Source organism: Roseibium sp. RP-7, assembly GCF_053005225.1.
Genome location: NZ_JBRKQA010000001.1, coordinates 1,281,359 through 1,299,408, shown reverse-complemented (window position 1 = coordinate 1,299,408; position 18,050 = coordinate 1,281,359). Strand labels below are relative to the sequence as shown.

Genomic DNA, 18,050 nt, shown 5'->3' with positions numbered 1-18,050 from the left:
GACGCCCTCCAGCATCGCTTATTGAGCATCTGCTCAACTTTATTGATCAGATGATCTATAAAAATCGGAAGATTGCAAGTAGATTATTGCGTGCCGTATGAGGGAGGCAGGAAAAGGAACATGAATGGAATGACCGATGTCGCCGAAACGGGGGACACTTCCAGCCGTCGCAGGCTGCCCCCTTCCGAACGCCGCCAGCAGATCGTTGAAGGTGCCGTCGCCTTCTTCGCCGAGGTCGGCCTTGACGGCAACACACGCGATCTCGCCAAGCGTATCGGCGTCACGCAATCGCTGCTTTTCAACTATTTCGCCACGAAGGACGACCTCATAGAGGCGGTCTACGAAAAGGTGTACCTCGGGCGTCTTTCTCCCGACTGGCCGGAGCGGCTGACCGACCGGGAAGTGCCGCTGCGTCGGCGCCTGCTCGATTTCTACACCGAATACAGCACACTCATCTTCCAGTACGAGTGGATGCGGATTTTCATGTTTTCCGGCCTTTATGGCGCAGAACTCAACCGCCGCTATCTCAAACATCTGGGTGACGTCATCCTGCTGCCGCTCCTGGGCGAGATCGAGCACGAGGCAAAGTCCGGCGTCACACCGGTCATGGAAGATATCTGGAACCTGCACGGCGGCATCGTCTACATCGGCATCCGACAGCACATCTACCGAACCCCCTGCCCGGACGATCCGTCCGAGGCCATATCAAGAGCGATCGACCGTTTCCTGCTATCGTTCGGAATCAGTCCCTGCCCTTGAGCTGGTGCTGAAGAGGTTGTCCGCTGTTCAAGCGGCTCATTCACCGCCCCCGGAGAGGCACACGCGAGGCAAGGCTCCAATTCTGTTCCATGCGCAGCTGGACAATCGGAAACGCGATTTCGGTAACTTCGTGGAGAACAGAGATAACGTCGATCCGGCTATCCTCCAGGTTTTTCAAGGACCGCATAGCATCCACAAGCTCCCAGGCAGCTACACACATTCCGGGAACCTCAATCTTGCAGTGAGGTAAATCCAGCAAACAACGCGTCAGATCAACATCCGCCGAGGCTCTTTCAAAAGACCCGCGTAATAGCTCAGGAAGCGCGCGGCGTCGGCGCCGTTGATGACCCTGTGGTCGTAGCTGAGATCGAGGGGCACCATCTGGACGGGTTGGAAAGCCTCCCCGTCCCAGACGGGGGCCACTTCGGTGCGAGTGATGCCGAGTATGGCGACTTCGGGTGGGTTGACGATAGGTGTGAAGGAGGTGCCGCCGATCCCGCCGAGGTTGGTGATGGTCATGGACGCACCGCCCATTTCATCAGGGCGCACCTTGCGCTCTTGTGCTCTGGAGGCAAGGTAGGCGATTTCCGCCGCGATTTGCCAGAGGCCTTTCCGGTCAACGTCCCGGATCACCGGCACCATCAGGCCGTGGGCGGTGTCGACAGCGATGCCAAGGTGCACGTAGTTCTTCAGGAACAGCGTCTTGCCGTCCGGACTGAGAGAAGCGTTGAACTTCGGGAACTCCCGCAAGGCCTTCGACAAGGCCTTGGCATGGAAAGCCAGCGCCGTCAGCTTCACGCCGCGCTCGCCGGCTTCCGTTCGCAATTCCTTGCGCAGGGCTTCAATCGCCGTCATCTCCGCGCGGTCGTGATGGGTGACGGCGGGAATGAGCCGCTGGGCGGCGGCCATGTTCTGCGCAGCAACCTGCGCGAACCTTGAAACCGGTTCTTCCGCTATGGGGCCGGAAAGCGCATGGTCGACGTCCCAGTACCCGCCGTCTCCTGTTTCGACTGGAGAAGCTGAGACCGAAGGCGACATCCCAGTATCGCCTTCGCCTTCCACATCCTCGCGGGCGATGGACGTGCGTCCGATGTCGCGCGCGAGTTTCTCTATGTCTATGCCCTTCTGCCGGGCCAGCGCCCTGACCGAAGGCGGTGCGATCACGTCGGACATCTCCACCTCCTACCAGCTTGCCGAAATATACTGGGTTTCCATGAACTCCAGCATGCCTTCATGGCCGCCTTCACGGCCAAGGCCGGACTGCTTGGTGCCGCCGAAGGGAGCCGCCGGATCGGAAACGAGGCCTCGGTTGAAGCCGACCATGCCGTAGTCCAGCTTCTCGCAGACCTGCAGGCCGCGTTTCATGTCCTTCGTGAAGACATAGGCAACCAGACCGTATTCCGTGTCGTTGGCCCTGCGGATCACGTCGTCCTGATCGGTGAAGGTCTGGAGGGCGGCGACGGGCCCGAAGATTTCGTCGTGCACGCAGTCGGCCGTCTCGGGCACACCCGACAGAACCGTGGGCGGATAGAAAAAGCCCTTTCCCCCCGGCAGGTCGCCACCGACTTCGATCTTCGCCCCCTTCTCAACGGCATCGCGAACGAAATCCGCAACCTTGTCGCGGGTTTCCGCATTGACCAGCGGGCCGACGTCCACGTCCGGGTCAGATCCGTCACCGACCTTCAGTTTTTTCATGGCTTCGACAAGTCGGCGGGTAAAGTCGTCGGCAACGGCTTCGTGTACATAGATCCGGTTGGCCGCCGTGCAGGCCTCACCGAGGTTGCGCATCTTGGCCAGCATCGTGCCCTGCACCGCCTCATCAAGGTCGGCATCGTCAAAGACGATCAGCGGTGCGTTGCCGCCAAGTTCCATCGCCGGTTTGAGAACCTGATCGGCCGCAGAATGCAGCAGCTTGCGGCCAACCGCCGTGGAACCGGTGAAGGAGACGACGCGCACGCGCGGGTCGTGCAGCATGTGGTCGACAAGCGCGCCGGTGCGCTTGGAAGGCAGTACATTGACAAGGCCAGCCGGAACGCCGGCTTCTTCCAGGAGGGGCATGAGCGCCAGCATGGTCAGCGGCGTTTCGGAGGCCGGTTTGATGATCACCCCGCAGCCCGCGGCCAGAGCCGGAGCGATCTTGCGGGTGCCCATGGCTGCCGGATAGTTCCAGGGCGTGACAAGAACCGCAAGGCCGGCAGGCTTGTGCTGCACGATGATGCGCGCGCCTGAAGCCGGCGCATGGGTGATGAGGCCGTCGGCGCGTACGGCTTCTTCGGCAAACCAGCGGAAGAATTCGGCGGCATAGGTCGCCTCGCCCATGGCGTCACTGCGCGCCTTGCCGTTTTCCAGCGTGATCATGCGGGCAAAGTCTTCCAGCCGCGCCGTCATCAATTCCCACGCCTTGCGCAGCACTTCAGAACGTTCGCGCGGCGTTTTGGCGGCCCATTTTGCCATCGCGGCTTCCGCGGCATCCAGCGCGGCATCCGCGTCCTTGATGTCTGCGGAGGCAACGGAGGCAAGCACCTCTTCGGTTGCCGGGTTCAGAACGTCGAACCTTTCGCCGCTCGCTCCCGCGCACCAGGCGCCGTTAATGTAAAGATCGGTATGGTCCATAATGGTCCCCATCGGTTCAAAGCAGGTGGCGGAGCGGTTGCTCCATCCGACCCGCGAAATTGGAAAGCAGGTCAATCGCCCGAGGTGCAGTCAGTCGGTCACCGGCCCATTCCAGCACCAGAGCGAGATCCTCCCCCTGGCGCAGGATGCTGATGACAGGGCATTTGCCTGCATCAAGCTGAAGCGCCGAGATGCGGCTTGCTCTCAGGTCACGCACCAGCAGATCCACTTCTTGAACGTCGTCCGCCGGTTTGACCTGACCAAGCCAGAGCGAAGCAGCGGAGTAGGCTTGCGACTGCCACATATTCTCAACGCGGACTTTGGCGGGAAAGTTCCCGAAACTGGCAGCCGCAAACCCGGCCAGCAGAGCTGCCTGATCGGCTTGCCCGCCGTTGTCCTTCGCCCAGGCCACGAAGTCTGCAAATCCGGTACCCGATACCTCTGCCCTGAGTTCGAAGCGCTGCGCCGTGGCACTTGCCGCTGCTGTTTCCACGTGCAGGGTCTTGAGGGTCTCCAGATCCTTGACGTGAAACGGCTGGGGATGGCCGGCATCGGCCAGACGCTGCAGGTCCAGCCCTTGTTCCTGCGCAAGCCGCCGTGCCTTGGGGGACGCAAGAACTCTCCCGGCCACCCCGGGCGCTGTCTTGGCCGTCTCCCGCTTTTCAGGAGAAGGTGCAGGCGTGTTGGCAGGTTCCGTCTTTTCCCGCCGCTCCGGCGCTGATTCACCAGCTGCAGAGGTTCGTGCTCCAGCCGCCTTGCGCGACACTGCCTTGTCCGGTTTTTGCTCCGAAATCACCGCGATCGCCTGGCCGACAGGCACTTCCTCTCCCGCTTCCGCCAGAAGCGCGGCCACGAAACCGTCGCGGCCGGCATTGACCTCAACCGTGCTCTTGTCCGTTTCCACTTCGAAGAGAATGTCGTCAGCCGCAACGGCTTCTCCGGGCTGTTTGCACCAGGCAACCAAAAGGCCCGTGTCCTGAGCCATGCCGAGTGTCGGCATGATCACCTGATGTCCGTCTGGAAGCTCATCCTCCCCGGCCTCCATGCCGCCCAGTGCGGGTTCTGCCGTATCGGCGGCCTTCTCCGGTGAAGGCGCATTGCCTGCCTCTACAGCCCCTTCCGGGGTTTCAGAGATCATCGCAATCACCTGTCCAACCGGAACATCGCTGCCTGCTTCCACGGAGACGTCGGTCAGATAGCCTTCCTTCTGCGCCTCCACTTCCATGGCGGCCTTGTCGGTTTCCACCTCGAAAAGCACATCGCCAGCGGCGACCGCCTCTCCCGGTTTCTTGTGCCAGGCCAGCAATTGGCCGCTGTCCTGGGCCATGCCGAGCGCGGGCATGATCACCTCATGCGGCATGGACCAGCTCCCCGCGGCAGATCTTGCGCGCGTTGTCGGCAACTCCTGCGGCATTCGGCACGGTTATGTCTTCAAGGGCGGGCGAAAACGGCACCGGCACGTCCATGGCGCCCATGCGGATGACCGGCGCGTCGAGGTGGTAGAAAGCTTTCTCGCTGATCCGAGCTGCGATTTCCGCCGTCACGCCGTAGCTCTGGTGGCCTTCGTCGATGACGATGGCGCGCGACGTCTTGCGGACGGACTTCAGGATCGTTTCCTCATCCAGCGGCACGATCGTGCGCGGGTCGATGATCTCCGCGCTGATGCCCTCGTGCGACAACGTTTCCGCTGCTTCCTCAGCCACCTGCACCATGGAGGAGGTCGCCACCAGCGTGACGTCCCGACCCTCGCGCTTGATGTGCGCCTGACCGAAGGGGATCAGGTATTCTTCCTCCGGCACCGGGGCCTTGTCGTTGTACATCAGCTTGTCTTCGAAGATGACCACCGGATTGTTGTCCCGGATTGCGGTCTTCATCAGGCCCTTTGCCTCGTAAGCAGAAGACGGCATGGCGACCTTGAGCCCCGGAATGTGGGCGACAAGCGCCTGCAGGGATTGGCTGTGCTGAGCAGCGGAGCGCCGGGTCGCGCCCATGTTGGTGCGCAGGACCAGCGGCACGTTCAGCTTGCCGCCGGACATATAGTGGGTCTTGGCGGCCTGATTGCAGAGCTGATCCATGACAAGATAGAGAAAGTCGCCGAACATCAGGTCGACGATCGGCCTCAGTCCGGTCATCGCCGCACCAACGGCAATGCCCATGAAGCCGGGTTCGGATATCGGCGTGTCGATGATCCTATCCGTTCCGAACTCCTCCACCAGGCCGGACAGCACCTTGAACGGCGTTCCGGCCTCCGCGACGTCTTCGCCCAGGAGAATGATCGACGGATCCCGGCGCATTTCTTCCGCGATGGCTTCGTTGACGGCCCTGGACAGGGTGATTTCACGTGTCATGGCGTCCCTCCTCAGGCGGCCGTGCCGGCGTAGACATGCATGTCCACTTCCCGCACATCCGGATATTTCGCTTCGAGCGCATATTTGACGGCAGCTTCCGCATCGGCGGCGATTTCATTATCGATGGCCACCAGTTCGTCGGCGGTCATGATCTTCTGGTCGATCAGCCACTTGCCGAAGTTGGTGATCGGGTCGCGCGCAGACTTCCACTCCGTCTCTTCATCCTTGGCGCGGTAGTAGTCGCGGTTGATGTCGCCGACGTGGTGGCCGTGATAGCGATAGGTGTCGAGTTCGATGAAGAACGGGCCTTCGCCCTTTCGGCATCTGGCGGCGAGCTCTCCCGCCAGCTTGTTCACGGCCAGTACATCCTGGCCATCGACCTTGAAGCTCTCGATGCCGAAAGCTTCCGCCCGGGCGGTGAGCGAACCGGCCGCGATTTCCTCGGTCCTGGTGTATTCGCTGTAACCGTTGTTCTCGCAGGCGTAGATGACAGGGAGCTTCCAGAGCGCGGCCATGTTCATGACCTCGTACCAGAGCCCCTGTGCCGTCGCGCCATCTCCGAAGAAACACACGGTGACGTGCCCGGTGCCCAGACGCTTGGCAGTGAGTGCCGATCCGGTGGCAATGCCCATGGAACCGCCGACAATGGCGTTGGCACCCAGATTGCCATTGGCCTGGTCGGCGATATGCATCGACCCGCCCTTGCCCCGGCAATAGCCCTCTTCCTTGCCCAGAAGCTCGCAGAACATTTCCTTGAAATGCGCCCCCTTGGCGACACAGTGACCGTGCCCCCTGTGCGTCGACGTGATCTTGTCTTCGGGCGTCAGCGCTTCACAGATTCCGACGGCCACGGCCTCCTGACCGGAATACATGTGGGTCAGGCCCGGCATTTTCGCCGACAGGTAAAGCTGGTTGGCGTTGTCCTCGAAGGCACGGATGCGCACCATCTGCGAGTACATGCGCAGATACTCTTCCGTGTTGTGTTTCTTTTTCTTCGCAGCGCTCATCTTGTTGTCCCTTGACTGGGCCCGGCCGCCGCGCGGCCGGGCACGATGGGCAGGTCAGTACCGGTTGGCGATCGGAAGTTCTTCGGCCGGGAACAGGCTGATGACCTCAACGCCCGTATCCGTCACCACGACTTCCTCCTCGATCCGGGCGGCGGAATAGCCATCGGCAGCCGGGCAGTAGGTTTCCAGCGCGAACACCATGCCCGTCTTGATTTCCATCGGATGGTCGAGCGAGACCGCACGCGAGATGATCGGCCGCTCGTGCAGGGCCAGACCCAGGCCGTGGCCGAATTGCAGACCGAAGGCTGTCTCCTCATTGGGGAAGCCGAACTCCTCCGCCTTGGGCCAGACTTCCGCCACCTTGTCGGTGGAGACGCCGGGTTTGATCATGGCGATGGAGGCATCGATCCATTCGCGCGCCTTGACGTAGGCATCACGCTGCGCCGGGGTTGCCCGGCCAATGTTGAAGGTGCGGTAGTAGCAGGTCCGATAGCCCTGGTAGGACTGCAGGATGTCGAAGAACGCCTGATCGCCCGGACGGAAATAGCGATCGGTGAAATTGTGCGGATGCGGATTGCAGCGCTCGCCGGAAATGGCGTTGATCGCCTCGACATCATCTGATCCCATCTCGTAGAGCATCTTGTTGGACAGGGCGACAATGTCGTTCTCGCGCACGCCCGGCTTCAGTTCCTCGTAGATCATGTGATAGACGCCATCGACCATGGAAGCCGCCTGCGTCAGAAGCTGGATCTCGTCCCAGTTCTTGATCTCGCGCGCCGCCAGCATGATCTGCTGTCCGTCCACCACGTTAAGTCCCTCTGCCTGCAGCGCATGGAACATGGCGGTTTCGGCATAGTCGACACCGACGGGCATGTCCGCCATGCCGGCGTCCCGGATCAACCCGGCAATTTCGCGGGCATATTTGCGCATCAGGCCGAATTCCGGCGGAATGGTGCCGCGCATGCCGACCACACCTGCCCGGCAATGATCCGGCACCAGCCAGTCGGAGAACTTCTTGTGGTGGACGGCGGCTGAACCAAAGTCCCACACGTATGGGGCATCATCGCCCGTCAGCAGGCAGAAGCGGCACATCTTGTCCCGCTCCCATTCGCCGATCTTGGTGGCCGAGACGTAGCGGATGTTGTTGACGTCAAACAGCAGCAGCGTACCGGCGGGAGAGGCCTTCAGCGCCTCCCGTGTTCTGGCAAGGCGATACCGGCGCAGCCGATCATGGTCGATGCGGCGTTCGAAATCGACGGATGTGTGCCCCCAGGCGGGCAAACGCCCCTCCCAGCGCCAATGCGGTTCGAGATCCTGCGGCGTCAGGAGGTTGGGTAACAGTGCGCGAGACATGGCTCTCTCCTTCGGATGCACCTGCGCACATCCGTCATGTGAAAAAGAATATTGTTTTTCAGAGTGTTACTGGATGCACCAGCCGCCATCGATGTGGATCATCTGGCCGGTCATGTAATCGCTGTCGGGGCTGGCGAGAAACGACGCGGTGCCCTTGATGTCATCCGGATAGGACACACGCTTGATCACCAGTTCGTTGTTGGCGATGTCTTCGTAGGCTTGTCCGGCCCGTTCCTTGAAGCCGATTTCGACAAGGTCCTTGTCGAGCTGTTCCCAAAGCGGTGTCACCACCACGCCGGGGGCATAGCCGTTGACGGTGATGTTGTGTTCGCCGAGCGCAACGGCCCCGCAATGTGTCAGAGCCAGGCAGCCGTATTTGGACGTGCAATAGACGGTCACATCCACCAGCGGCTTGCGCGAGGCGATGGAGCCGACATTGATCAGCTTGTAGGGAAAATCCTGTGGACCTTGCGCAATCATCTGGCGGGCGGTTTCCTGCATGCCCAGCCACATCGCCTTGGTGTTGACGCCCATGATGAGATCCCAGTTGTCCTCATCGATATCCATGAAGAAACGGGGCTTGTTGAGGCCGGCGTTGAAGAGGCCAACATTGATGCTGCCGAAGGCTTCGACGGTTGCCGCCACGGCTGCGGCGTTGTCCTCGCGGCGGGTCACGTCCATCTTGACCGCAACCGCCTTGCCGTTACCGGCCGCATTGATCCGCTCCGCGACGGCCTGGGCTTCGTCGAGGTCCAGATCACCAAGACAGATATTGGCGCCTTGAGCTGCAAAATGCTCGGCGTTGGTTGCGCCCATGCCGCGTGCGGCACCGGTAATCAGAACGTTTTTTCCCTTGAGCCGATTGGGGTCCATGAATTCCTCCCATTAAAGTTTTCCAGCCTCCCGCAGAAGTCGGTCGGCACGATCTTGAGCCATCTGCAACGCGGCTTTTGGCGTCTTCACGCCACGCAACATGTCGTGGCATTCCTCCCCGCAGATGCGGATGATGTCGTTGATTTCCGGGATCGGCGGTCGTGGCCAGAACTGCAGTTCGTCCCGCCAGGACATGGCGTCCACCGCTTCAAAGATCGGAGACAGGCGCCGGACTTCCGGGTCCGCACCAACCGAATAGCGCGGATTGGTGCGGCTGCCGTGTTCGACGTAGAGCTTTTGCGCTTCAGGCGACGTGAAGACGATCAGCGCTTCGGCTGCCGCCTCCAGCCGTTCCGGCGCGATATTCGCCGGAATGCCGAGCAGATAGCCGCCGACCGGGGCGATATTCTGCGCATTGGGGCCGGAAGGATGCGGCAGGAAGCCGACCTTGCCATGGGCCGCGCAGGCCGGATTCTGTTCGAAGTATGGAGCGAGCAAAGTATAGCCGTAGGCCATCGCTACACGTCCGCTGGCGAACGGACGGACGCGCTCGTACCAGGACATCGACAGGATATCTGGCGGCGAATATTGCAACAGCGCCATCAGGTATTCGGCAGCATCGAGTGCACGTTCGGAATAGATGACAGGCCGGTAGCCGCCATCTGCCAGTCGTGAGGCGTCATAACCACCAGCCTGTTTGGGCAAATCGAGAATAGGCTGACCGAAGTCCGCACAAGTCATCATGAATGTATGGCCAAGCGCTGTCCCGCGTGCCGCGTTCCAGGCAATTCCGTATCTGCCCTGAACCGGGTCGTTGAGCCGGGCGGCGGCCTTGAGCAGCGCGTCCGTCGTGAGGGGCGGTTCAAGCCCTGCTTCCGCCAGCAGATCCTTCCGGTAAAACAGCAGTTCCGGCGTGGTCTGCGAAGGCACACCGTATGGCTTGCCTCCCCAGTGAGCTGCCTGCCAGCCGGCGGTGTGAAAATCGCTCGGCTGAAGCCGCTCGACATCCAGCACTTCGTCCAGAGGCAGGAGATACCCGTTCTCGGCAAACTCCCCAAGCCACGGCAGGTCCAGGGCAATCAGGTCATAGCGGCTTGTCGCCCTGTGGGCGTTCTTGACCGCTTCTTCGTGAAGCCGGTCGATGGAAAAGGCCCGCTGCTGAATGGAACACCCGACCACCTGCTCGAACTGGCGCTTGAGGCCGTGCATCACCATGAAGGTCGGGTCGCCATGGACCAGGACGCGAAGATCGCCAGACAGTTTCAAGGGTTCAAGCAGGACCTGGGGCGGCTGGATTGTCTGGGCTTCCAGATAGGACCCGCCGAAATAATAGTCCTGTGTGCCGGAGCGCAGATCGGCAGACCCGAACGATTGTGCCGCCATCCTGCGGACACGGCTGCTGAACTGGGTCCATGCCTCCAGCATGTCGGCACTCGGATGGAGGGAGTAGCTTCTGCCGGAAGACGTCCTCGGCCTTTGCTCGATCAGGCCGTTGTCGATCATCTCGCGCATGCGGCGGCTGGCTGTCGCGTAGGGAACGCCCGACGCGCCAATGAGCGAGGTCGGGGTCACCGCCTTCGCTTCCAGATGCCTTTTCACCAGATAGGTCGACATTTTGACATAGGGGTTCGGAGCAGATATCTCCAACAGACCATCCATCTCTTCTTCAAAGTTCTCCAGAAAGCTGAGAACCTGGAGGATTTCCGTCTTGGCCTGTTGCGTCAGATAAGTCTTTTCGCGAACCAACTCTCCCTCTTGCTGGTTCATCGCTCGGCTCCAGTTTTCCGGACGGGATGAACCACTGCTGCGTTTCCTCGTTTTGGATATTTTTTGGATCGACATTGAATGTCCTCCTAAGCGTGAGCGACGTGGCCGATTAGAAAAACGGCCAAAAAATCCATTTTGGATATAAGAACATCCATTTTGGATATTTTCGAGGGGGCGTCGTTCTGCCGAGGCGTGCAGGCTTTTGAGTGACGCTCACGGTGGGCGCATATCCGTGTCAGGAGGAGGCACGGTTCAGAATTCAGACCATTCGAAATGGTCTCTCAGGGAGGAAATGAAACGATGAACACTTTCCGTTCGCTGCTTGTCGCCACGACGGCCGTCGCAGGCCTGACCTTGTCTGGTGTAGCCGGTGCAGAAACGATGAAGATCGGCATCACGCAGAACAACGTCGGTGTCGACAGCTACCAGACCACCTATGAAAAGGCCTTCATCGCGGCAGCCGACGCCAATGCGGATGTCGAGACCGTCGTTCTGGACGCCGGCGGCGACGTCGCCCGGCAGATCGCCCAGATGGAAGACCTGATCCAGCAGGAAGTGGACGCGATCATCATCTGGCCGACGAACGGTGAAGCCGTCATCCCGGCCGTCCGCAAGGCCTTCAAGGCCGACATTCCGGTGATTGTGACCAACTCGAACATCGCCGAACAGGGCTTCGAGTTCGTGAAGTCCTTCTCCGGTCCGGACAACATCACCCAGGGCTCCCGTTCCGCCGAGATCATGTGCGACAAGTTCAAGGCCATGGGCATCGAGAACGAAGCCCAGATCGTTCAGATTTCCGGCCAGCCGGGCTACACGACGGCGATCGAACGCGCCAAGGGCTTCGAAGACCGCCTGCCGGAAGTCTGCCCGAATGTGACGCTGGTGGAGACCCAGCCGGGCGACTGGAACCGCGAAAAGTCCCAGAAGGTCATGGAAGCGTTCCTGGTCAAGTATGACGACATCGACGGCGTTTACGCCGGAGACGACAACATGGGTGTCGGCGCGCTGAATGCCGCCAAGGCCGCCGGTCGCGAAGGGATCATCTTCGTCGGCGCGACCAATTTCTCCGTCGGTTACGAGGCGATGGAGCGCGGCGAATACTGGGGTTCGATCTACCAGTCGCCCGTTGACGATGCCGAAGCTGCCCTGCAGACGGCAATCGATATCCTGTCCGGCAAGGATGTTCCGTTCCTGAATTACTTCGACACACCGAAGATCACCCAGGACAACATGGCCGAATTCGACAAGCCTGTCTTCTGAGCCTGAAGGTCAAGCCCGACTGGGGCGCGAGCCAAGCCTTGCGTCCCATTTTTTCCCAATACATTGACCGGGAGGAAACCATGGGCCGAGTGTCCGGGCGTTCCTGTATCGTCACCGGTGCTGCCCGAGGGATCGGACGTGCCATTGGCGAAGCCCTTATCAACGAGGGAGCGGATGTCTGCTTTGCGGACATCAACGGCGAACAGGCAAGTGCCGTTGCCGAAGCCAACCGCAACCGTGCTGCCGAAACCGGCGCCGCGGTGACATGGGCCCAGGTCGATGTGACCGATCGTGAGCAGGTTCGTGCCATGATCGCGAAAACCGTCGCGGCTTTCGGCAAGCTGGACGTCAAGTTCAACAATGCCGGCGTCAACAAGCCCATGAACTTTCTCGATGTCACGGAGGACAACTGGAACTTCATCATGGGAGTGAACGGCCTTGGGTGCCTGATCGGCATGCAGGAAGCCGCCCGCCAGATGATTGGCCAGGGCACCGGCGGCAAGATCATCAACACCGCGTCGGTCGCCAGTCGACAGGGGTTCGACAATGTCGCGCCCTATTGCGCCTCGAAATGGGCCGTGGTCTCGCTGACGCAATCCGGCGCAAGAGACCTTGCCAGACACAACATCACCGTCACAGGCTTCGCGCCGGGTGTCGTGGCGACCGAAATGTGGGAACAGGTGGACCGGGATCTTCTGGATATCGGCGCTGCCGAACGGCCCGGACAGGCGATGGAGGAATTCTCCTCCGAGATCCTGCGCGGCCGGGTGGCGACACCGTCCGACATCACGGGAACGACCACGTTTCTGGCGTCACCAGAAAGCGATTACATGACCGGTCAGGTGGTGATGATCGATGGTGGCATGACGCTCGTTTGAAACTTTACAACAGGATGAGGGAGGGTCTGTTGTCCGACATATCAAGCAAGGCTGCCAGCCGTCCCGGCAGTTCCAAGGAAAAATCCATGAAGCCCTTCAGTCTGTCGGGCGTTGGGGGATTTCTGGCGAAACAGGGCATTCTGATCGCCTTCGCCGTCTTCATGATCGGCTTCACGATCGCCAACCAGCGCTTTCTCGACCCAGACAACATCATGGGCGTTGTCCGCTCCTCTGCAATCCTGGGCGTGATGGCCCTCGGCGTCACATTTGTCGTCATCAGCGGCAATCTCGACTTGTCCGTCGGGTCGATGATGTCGTTTGCCACCATCGTTGTCCTCGATCTGCACGACAAGCTGGGGCCTTTGCTCGCCATCCCGTCCATGTACGCCATGGTACTGTGCCTGGGCGCCTTCATTGGCTTCCTCGTCGGATATCTGAAGCTGAATTCCCTGATCGTGACCCTTGGCATGTTGTCGGCGATCCACGGACTGACCCTCACCTATTCCGGCGGCAAGAACATGGATATTGCCGACAAGGAAGGCACCTGGTTCAGCGTGTTCGGCCAGTCGACCGTCCTCGGCATTCCGGTACCGATCCTGCTGTTTGCGCTTGTCGCCTCTGTTCTGGGGATCGTCCTTGCCAAGACACCGTTCGGTCGCAAGGTCTACGCGGTTGGAGGCAACGGCACCGCGGCAACCTTCTCGGGCATTCGCAGAGCCCGTGTCGTCTTCACCTGCTACCTCATGTCCGCTTTCTGCGTCGGTACTGCCGGTCTCATCCAGGCCAGCCGGTCACTGGGAAGCCAGAACACGGTTGGTCAGGGGCTTGAGCTTGAAGTCCTGGCTGCGGTCATCCTCGGCGGAGCATCGCTGATGGGCGGCTCCGGCACGATCTTCAAGACCGTTATCGGTGTCCTGATCCTCGGCTTTATCCAGAATGGCCTCTTGCTCGTCGGACTGCAGTTCTATGTCCAGTATGTGGTGACCTGGATCATCATCATTCTTGCCGTGTGGCTGGATATTGCCGCCAAACGCGGCAAGCTCTGGTCGCCGATCGCGTGAGGGAGGGATTGATGGAACCGGGAACCTTGAGCACTTTTCTGAAACGTGGCGCGATCTGGGGCTTCATTCTCGTCGAGCTGGTCTTCTTCTCGGTCGCGGGCGAATTCCTGTCGCTCAGTGACAAGGCCTTCATGGACGTGGACAACATGCTGCTTTTGTTCAAGCAGTCAGCCCCCATCGGGATCATCGCCATCGGCATGACGATCATCATGATCAACGGCAATATCGACCTCAGCGTCGGAGCGACCTTTGCCCTGAGCGCCGTCGTCCTGCTCGACAGCATGACCTGGCCGATTTTCGCCGGCCTCGGCGACGGCGTCATTCCCATTGCCTGGGGACTGGCGTTGCTGACCGGGATCGTTCTGGGCGCTATGAACGGGCTGATCGTCTGGAAGACCGGTGTCGATGCCTTCATCGTCACGCTCGGTTCCATGCTCGGCTATCGCGGCCTGGTGTTCATGTACAATGGCGAACAGCCCACATCTCATCTCAACTGGACGCTGGTTGATTTCGCTGAAGCCCATTTCCTGGGACTGCACACCGCCACCTGGTTCCTGATCGTCGTGACCGCCCTGATCTGGTTCGTGATGAACCGCACGATCCACGGACGCAACGCCTATGCCATCGGCGACAACCGGTCTGCGGCCATCAACGCGGGTATCCGCGTCGGGCCGCACATGATGATCAACTTCATGATCATCGGCTTTCTCGCCTCTCTGTCTGCCGTGGTGTTCTATTCGGAATCCGGCTCGGTCAATCCCAACGACGGCGAACTCTATGAGCTGTGGGTCATCACCGCCGTGGTTCTGGGTGGCACCAAACTTACCGGAGGCGCCGGATCCGTGCTTTCGACACTCGGCGGCGTTCTGGCCATCCAGCTTCTGCGAAAAGGGCTTGGACACATCGGCGCCGACACGGAAACAGTCAATCTGGTGATCGGCCTGATCCTGATCGCCGTCCTGTTCCTCGACCGCCAATTGAACCTGAAAGGCAAACAGGAGCTGAGAATATGACCGGCACCACCCCAGCCTTGCGCCTGGAAGGCATCGTCAAGACCTTCCCCGGCGTGCGCGCGCTCGACGGTGTATCCTTTTCCGTCCTGCCCGGTGAAGTGCATGCCCTGATGGGCGAAAACGGCGCCGGAAAATCGACCCTCATGAAAGTGCTTGGCGGCATCTATCAGCCTGATGAAGGCAAGATCATCGTCAGCGAGCAACCGGTTGTCATGACGTCGCCGCTACAGGCAAAAAGCAAGGGCATCGTCTTCATCCATCAGGAACTGAGCCTCGCCGAGGAACTGACGGTTGCCGAAAACATCTATCTCGGCGAACTGCCGCGAAAGAGCTTCGGCCGGGTCGACTGGCAAAAGCTGCATGAACAGACCAACCGCATTCTGGAGATGCTCAAAGTCAGCTTCGACGCCCGCACGCGTGTCGGTGATCTCTCCATCGCCAACCAGCAGATGGTGGAAATCGCGCGTGCCCTGACGGTGGAAGCCAAGACGGTCATCTTTGATGAGCCAACCGCCTCGCTGACCGATGCGGAAAAGGTGGTTCTGTTCGATGTCATCGACAACCTGAAAGCCGAAGGCGTCGGCATCATCTACATCTCGCACCGGATGGAAGAGATCTTCAGGATCACCGACCGCATCAGCGTGCTGCGGGACGGACAGTATCGCGGCACACTGAACACCGCCGAAACCAGCGAGGACGAGATCACGCAGCTGATGATCGGCCGCAAGCTCGACCTGTCACGCAACGCCGTCCATCACGAACTGGGTGATGTGGCGCTGGAAGTGCGAGGGCTCTCCTGTGGTTCGCTTTTCCGTGACATCAGCTTCGAAGTGCGCAAGGGCGAGGTTGTCGGCTTTTATGGCCTGGTCGGGGCCGGCCGCACGGAAATCGCCGAAACGCTGTTCGGTCTCAGAGAACCCAGCAGCGGCGCTATTTTCCTGAACGGAGAAGAAACTGCCATTCACTCGCCGGCCGATGCCATCGCCAAGGGTATCTCGCTTGTGCCTGAGGACCGCAAGACGCAGGGCCTCGTTCTGGGCATGAACTGCCGGGACAACATGACCCTGCCTCAAGTAGACGACTTGAAAGCCGGCCCATTCGTTGCCGAAGGCGCGGAGATCGCGATTTTCGACCAGTACCGGGACCGGCTCGACATTCGCACGCCCGGCTGGAAGCAGCTTGCCGGCAACCTTTCCGGCGGTAACCAGCAGAAGATCGTGATCGGCAAATGGCTTTCGATGCACCCGAGCGTTCTGATCGTCGATGAACCGACTCGCGGGATCGATGTCGGCAGCAAGTCCGAGATCCACAACCTCATCCGCGACCTGGCAAGCCAGGGCTATGCGGTCATCGTGATCAGTTCGGAAATGCCGGAAGTCCTGCATGTAAGTGACCGGATCGTCGCCATGTACAGCGGCGAAATCATCCGGACTTTCACCTCCGAGGAAGTCACCGAAGACAATCTCATCCAGGCCATTTCCGGCATTCGGCCGGACAAGGCCGCCTGATGCGGGTCGGATTTGCGGGGCTTGGCCGGATGGGCGTGCGCATGGCTGCCAATCTGGTTGCTGCCGGTCTGAATGTGAGCGTCTGGAACCGGACAACTGGAACTGCACAGGCCTTCGCCGCCGCCCACAACGCCTTTTCGGCAGCCAACCCAAAAGACCTGGCGGAGCGGTCGGATGTGGTGATCACCATGCTCGCCGACGATGCTGCTGCTGAGACAGTCTATCTCGGGCCGGATGGCTTGCTCGAGGCGTCAGGGGGCAGTCGGGTTCTGGCAGAAATGGGTACCATTTCCGTACCCATGGCAGAACGTCTGGCGCTATCGGCGCGGGAGAAAGGCCGACGCTTCGTCGATGCGCCGGTTTCCGGTGCCACACAAGCGGCGGCGGATGCCAAGCTGCTCATCATGGCAGGAGCAGAAGCAACGGATGTGCCTGATCTGGCCCGCCTCGTCGAGGTTCTTGGCCGGAAAACCGTCTGGCTTGGCAAATCCGGCGCAGGCGCTGCCATGAAACTCGGCGTCAACATGCTCATTCATGGCCTCAACCAGACATTGTCAGAAGCCCTTACCCTGACCACGGCAGCCGGCATCTCAAAAGAACAAGCTTATGAGGTCGTGGAGAATTCGGCGGCTGCCGCTCCGGTTCTCGCCTATCGCAAGGGGCTTTATCTGGATGAGACTGCGCACGACGTCAGCTTCACGGTCGCACTTGCCCGCAAGGATGTCGGGCTGGCGCTGGAACTTGCATCCACTTGCGGTGTGATCATGCCGCAGGCGGAACTCAATCATGCGGTTCTGAAGGCCGCCGGATCAGCCGGATATGACGACCGCGACATGGCTTCCATTCTTTCTTTCGTGAACAAGGGTCTGAAATGAAGGCAGTTCTCTTTGTCGGTGGCTGGGAAGGCCACACACCAACCCATTTCAGCGACTGGTATGAGGCCTTGCTTCGCGACAATGGTTTCAGCGTTACCGTCTACGATACGATGGAACCGCTGGAACGCCCGGAGGACCTTGCCGATGTCGACCTTATCACGCCTATCTGGTCCTCGGCCCGGTCGGGTCACCAGCAGGAATTCGGCAACATGACCAAGCCGCAGGAGGACGGGCTGCTGAAGCTCGTCGGCAACGGCTGCGGCATTGCCGGGTGGCACGGACATATGGGAGATGCCTTCCGCGACCGGCCGACCTACCACTTCCTGATTGGAGGCCAATTCGTCGCCCATCCTCCCGGTTGGCCGGACAACCTGCAGCCCAGGGAGGACTACATCGACTACGACGTGACGATCTGCAAACCGGACGATCCGATCGTCAAGGGGATCAGGAGTTTCCGCCTCAGGTCCGAGCAATACTACATGCTGGTCGATCCCTCCAACGACGTGCTGGCCACCACGACCTTCTCAGGCGATCATCTGTGGTGGATCGAGGGCACCGTCATTCCCGTTGTCTGGAAACGGCGCTGGGACAAGGGCCGAGTGTTCTACTGCTCCATCGGACACGAACTGGATGACTTGAAGGTTCCCCAGGTGACGGAAATTATCCGTCGCGGTGCACTCTGGGCAGCAGAAGGCAAATCCGCTTAGTGGCCCGCAAAGAACGCACCCTTCAAGA

At 60.4% G+C, this 18,050-nt stretch carries 16 protein-coding genes; 8 read left to right on the top strand and 8 right to left on the bottom strand.

Features of this window, described 5'->3' with window-relative positions; genetic code table 11:
* The first annotated feature begins 120 nt into the window (after positions 1 to 120).
* Positions 121 to 759, top strand: a complete 639-nt coding sequence (locus tag ACVDG9_RS05900) for a TetR/AcrR family transcriptional regulator (protein WP_228869425.1) — start codon at positions 121 to 123, stop codon at positions 757 to 759.
* A gap of 267 nt (positions 760 to 1,026) precedes the next feature.
* Here ACVDG9_RS05900 and ACVDG9_RS05895 read toward each other — a convergent pair whose 3' ends face one another.
* The 8 genes from ACVDG9_RS05895 to ACVDG9_RS05860 all read right to left on the bottom strand — a co-directional run bounded on the left by ACVDG9_RS05895 (position 1,027) and on the right by ACVDG9_RS05860 (position 10,720).
* Positions 1,027 to 1,932 (bottom strand): 2-oxo acid dehydrogenase subunit E2, encoded by a 906-nt coding sequence (locus ACVDG9_RS05895; protein ID WP_447237489.1) that lies wholly within the window; start codon positions 1,930 to 1,932, stop codon positions 1,027 to 1,029.
* A 9-nt stretch (positions 1,933 to 1,941) separates the two neighbouring features.
* Positions 1,942 to 3,372 carry an NAD-dependent succinate-semialdehyde dehydrogenase gene (locus ACVDG9_RS05890; RefSeq protein ID WP_297841081.1) on the bottom strand — a complete coding sequence of 477 codons (1,431 nt, stop codon included), beginning with the start codon at positions 3,370 to 3,372 and terminating at the stop codon, positions 1,942 to 1,944.
* A gap of 16 nt (positions 3,373 to 3,388) precedes the next feature.
* The gene (locus ACVDG9_RS05885) at positions 3,389 to 4,732 is read right to left on the bottom strand and encodes a biotin/lipoyl-containing protein (protein ID WP_447237488.1); all 1,344 of its coding nucleotides are present in this window, start codon (positions 4,730 to 4,732) and stop codon (positions 3,389 to 3,391) included.
* Positions 4,722 to 5,720 carry an alpha-ketoacid dehydrogenase subunit beta gene (locus ACVDG9_RS05880; RefSeq protein WP_447237487.1) on the bottom strand — a complete coding sequence of 333 codons (999 nt, stop codon included), beginning with the start codon at positions 5,718 to 5,720 and terminating at the stop codon, positions 4,722 to 4,724. Before ACVDG9_RS05880 ends, ACVDG9_RS05885 begins: the two co-directional genes overlap by 11 nt.
* Before the next feature lie 11 nt (positions 5,721 to 5,731).
* The gene (locus tag ACVDG9_RS05875) at positions 5,732 to 6,727 is read right to left on the bottom strand and encodes a thiamine pyrophosphate-dependent dehydrogenase E1 component subunit alpha (protein WP_447237486.1); all 996 of its coding nucleotides are present in this window, start codon (positions 6,725 to 6,727) and stop codon (positions 5,732 to 5,734) included.
* 54 nt (positions 6,728 to 6,781) lie between these two features.
* Complete coding sequence (locus ACVDG9_RS05870; RefSeq protein ID WP_006933717.1) at positions 6,782 to 8,080, bottom strand: M24 family metallopeptidase; 1,299 nt, start codon at positions 8,078 to 8,080, stop codon at positions 6,782 to 6,784.
* A 66-nt stretch (positions 8,081 to 8,146) separates the two neighbouring features.
* A complete protein-coding gene (locus tag ACVDG9_RS05865; RefSeq protein ID WP_077290581.1) occupies positions 8,147 to 8,953 on the bottom strand; it encodes an SDR family NAD(P)-dependent oxidoreductase in 807 nt (268 codons plus the stop codon).
* Positions 8,954 to 8,965: 12 nt separating this feature from the next.
* The gene (locus ACVDG9_RS05860; protein WP_228148059.1) at positions 8,966 to 10,720 is read right to left on the bottom strand and encodes an extracellular solute-binding protein; all 1,755 of its coding nucleotides are present in this window, start codon (positions 10,718 to 10,720) and stop codon (positions 8,966 to 8,968) included.
* Positions 10,721 to 11,020: 300 nt separating this feature from the next.
* Here ACVDG9_RS05860 and ACVDG9_RS05855 point away from each other — a divergent pair, with 300 nt between their 5' ends.
* The 7 genes from ACVDG9_RS05855 to ACVDG9_RS05825 all read left to right on the top strand — a co-directional run bounded on the left by ACVDG9_RS05855 (position 11,021) and on the right by ACVDG9_RS05825 (position 18,022).
* Positions 11,021 to 11,980: a sugar ABC transporter substrate-binding protein gene (locus tag ACVDG9_RS05855; RefSeq protein WP_447237485.1), complete on the top strand. Its 960-nt coding sequence runs from the start codon at positions 11,021 to 11,023 to the stop codon at positions 11,978 to 11,980.
* An 80-nt stretch (positions 11,981 to 12,060) separates the two neighbouring features.
* Positions 12,061 to 12,858, top strand: coding sequence for an SDR family oxidoreductase (locus ACVDG9_RS05850; protein ID WP_447237484.1), 798 nt, complete (start codon positions 12,061 to 12,063; stop codon positions 12,856 to 12,858).
* A gap of 29 nt (positions 12,859 to 12,887) precedes the next feature.
* Complete coding sequence (locus ACVDG9_RS05845; protein WP_228869438.1) at positions 12,888 to 13,919, top strand: ABC transporter permease; 1,032 nt, start codon at positions 12,888 to 12,890, stop codon at positions 13,917 to 13,919.
* An 11-nt stretch (positions 13,920 to 13,930) separates the two neighbouring features.
* Positions 13,931 to 14,932 (top strand): ABC transporter permease, encoded by a 1,002-nt coding sequence (locus ACVDG9_RS05840; protein ID WP_447237483.1) that lies wholly within the window; start codon positions 13,931 to 13,933, stop codon positions 14,930 to 14,932.
* Entirely contained in the window at positions 14,929 to 16,440 is a 1,512-nt protein-coding gene (locus ACVDG9_RS05835) for a sugar ABC transporter ATP-binding protein (protein WP_447237482.1), read from the top strand. Before ACVDG9_RS05840 ends, ACVDG9_RS05835 begins: the two co-directional genes overlap by 4 nt.
* The gene (locus tag ACVDG9_RS05830; protein WP_447237481.1) at positions 16,440 to 17,315 is read left to right on the top strand and encodes an NAD(P)-dependent oxidoreductase; all 876 of its coding nucleotides are present in this window, start codon (positions 16,440 to 16,442) and stop codon (positions 17,313 to 17,315) included. The genes ACVDG9_RS05835 and ACVDG9_RS05830 overlap by 1 nt, the downstream gene beginning before the upstream one ends.
* A complete protein-coding gene (locus ACVDG9_RS05825; RefSeq protein ID WP_447237480.1) occupies positions 17,312 to 18,022 on the top strand; it encodes a ThuA domain-containing protein in 711 nt (236 codons plus the stop codon). The genes ACVDG9_RS05830 and ACVDG9_RS05825 overlap by 4 nt, the downstream gene beginning before the upstream one ends.
* Positions 18,023 to 18,050: the final 28 nt, after the last annotated feature.

Coding starts and splice junctions, on each gene's coding strand:
- ACVDG9_RS05865 (WP_077290581.1), bottom strand. CDS start 8,953: ATGGACCCCAATCGGCTCAAGGGAAAAAACGTTCTGATTACCGGTGCC.
- ACVDG9_RS05870 (WP_006933717.1), bottom strand. CDS start 8,080: ATGTCTCGCGCACTGTTACCCAACCTCCTGACGCCGCAGGATCTCGAA.
- ACVDG9_RS05885 (WP_447237488.1), bottom strand. CDS start 4,732: ATGCCGCATGAGGTGATCATGCCCGCGCTCGGCATGGCCCAGGACAGC.
- ACVDG9_RS05855 (WP_447237485.1), top strand. CDS start 11,021: ATGAACACTTTCCGTTCGCTGCTTGTCGCCACGACGGCCGTCGCAGGC.
- ACVDG9_RS05895 (WP_447237489.1), bottom strand. CDS start 1,932: ATGTCCGACGTGATCGCACCGCCTTCGGTCAGGGCGCTGGCCCGGCAG.
- ACVDG9_RS05890 (WP_297841081.1), bottom strand. CDS start 3,372: ATGGACCATACCGATCTTTACATTAACGGCGCCTGGTGCGCGGGAGCG.
- ACVDG9_RS05840 (WP_447237483.1), top strand. CDS start 13,931: ATGGAACCGGGAACCTTGAGCACTTTTCTGAAACGTGGCGCGATCTGG.
- ACVDG9_RS05850 (WP_447237484.1), top strand. CDS start 12,061: ATGGGCCGAGTGTCCGGGCGTTCCTGTATCGTCACCGGTGCTGCCCGA.
- ACVDG9_RS05880 (WP_447237487.1), bottom strand. CDS start 5,720: ATGACACGTGAAATCACCCTGTCCAGGGCCGTCAACGAAGCCATCGCG.
- ACVDG9_RS05875 (WP_447237486.1), bottom strand. CDS start 6,727: ATGAGCGCTGCGAAGAAAAAGAAACACAACACGGAAGAGTATCTGCGC.
- ACVDG9_RS05830 (WP_447237481.1), top strand. CDS start 16,440: ATGCGGGTCGGATTTGCGGGGCTTGGCCGGATGGGCGTGCGCATGGCT.
- ACVDG9_RS05825 (WP_447237480.1), top strand. CDS start 17,312: ATGAAGGCAGTTCTCTTTGTCGGTGGCTGGGAAGGCCACACACCAACC.
- ACVDG9_RS05860 (WP_228148059.1), bottom strand. CDS start 10,720: ATGAACCAGCAAGAGGGAGAGTTGGTTCGCGAAAAGACTTATCTGACG.
- ACVDG9_RS05900 (WP_228869425.1), top strand. CDS start 121: ATGAATGGAATGACCGATGTCGCCGAAACGGGGGACACTTCCAGCCGT.
- ACVDG9_RS05835 (WP_447237482.1), top strand. CDS start 14,929: ATGACCGGCACCACCCCAGCCTTGCGCCTGGAAGGCATCGTCAAGACC.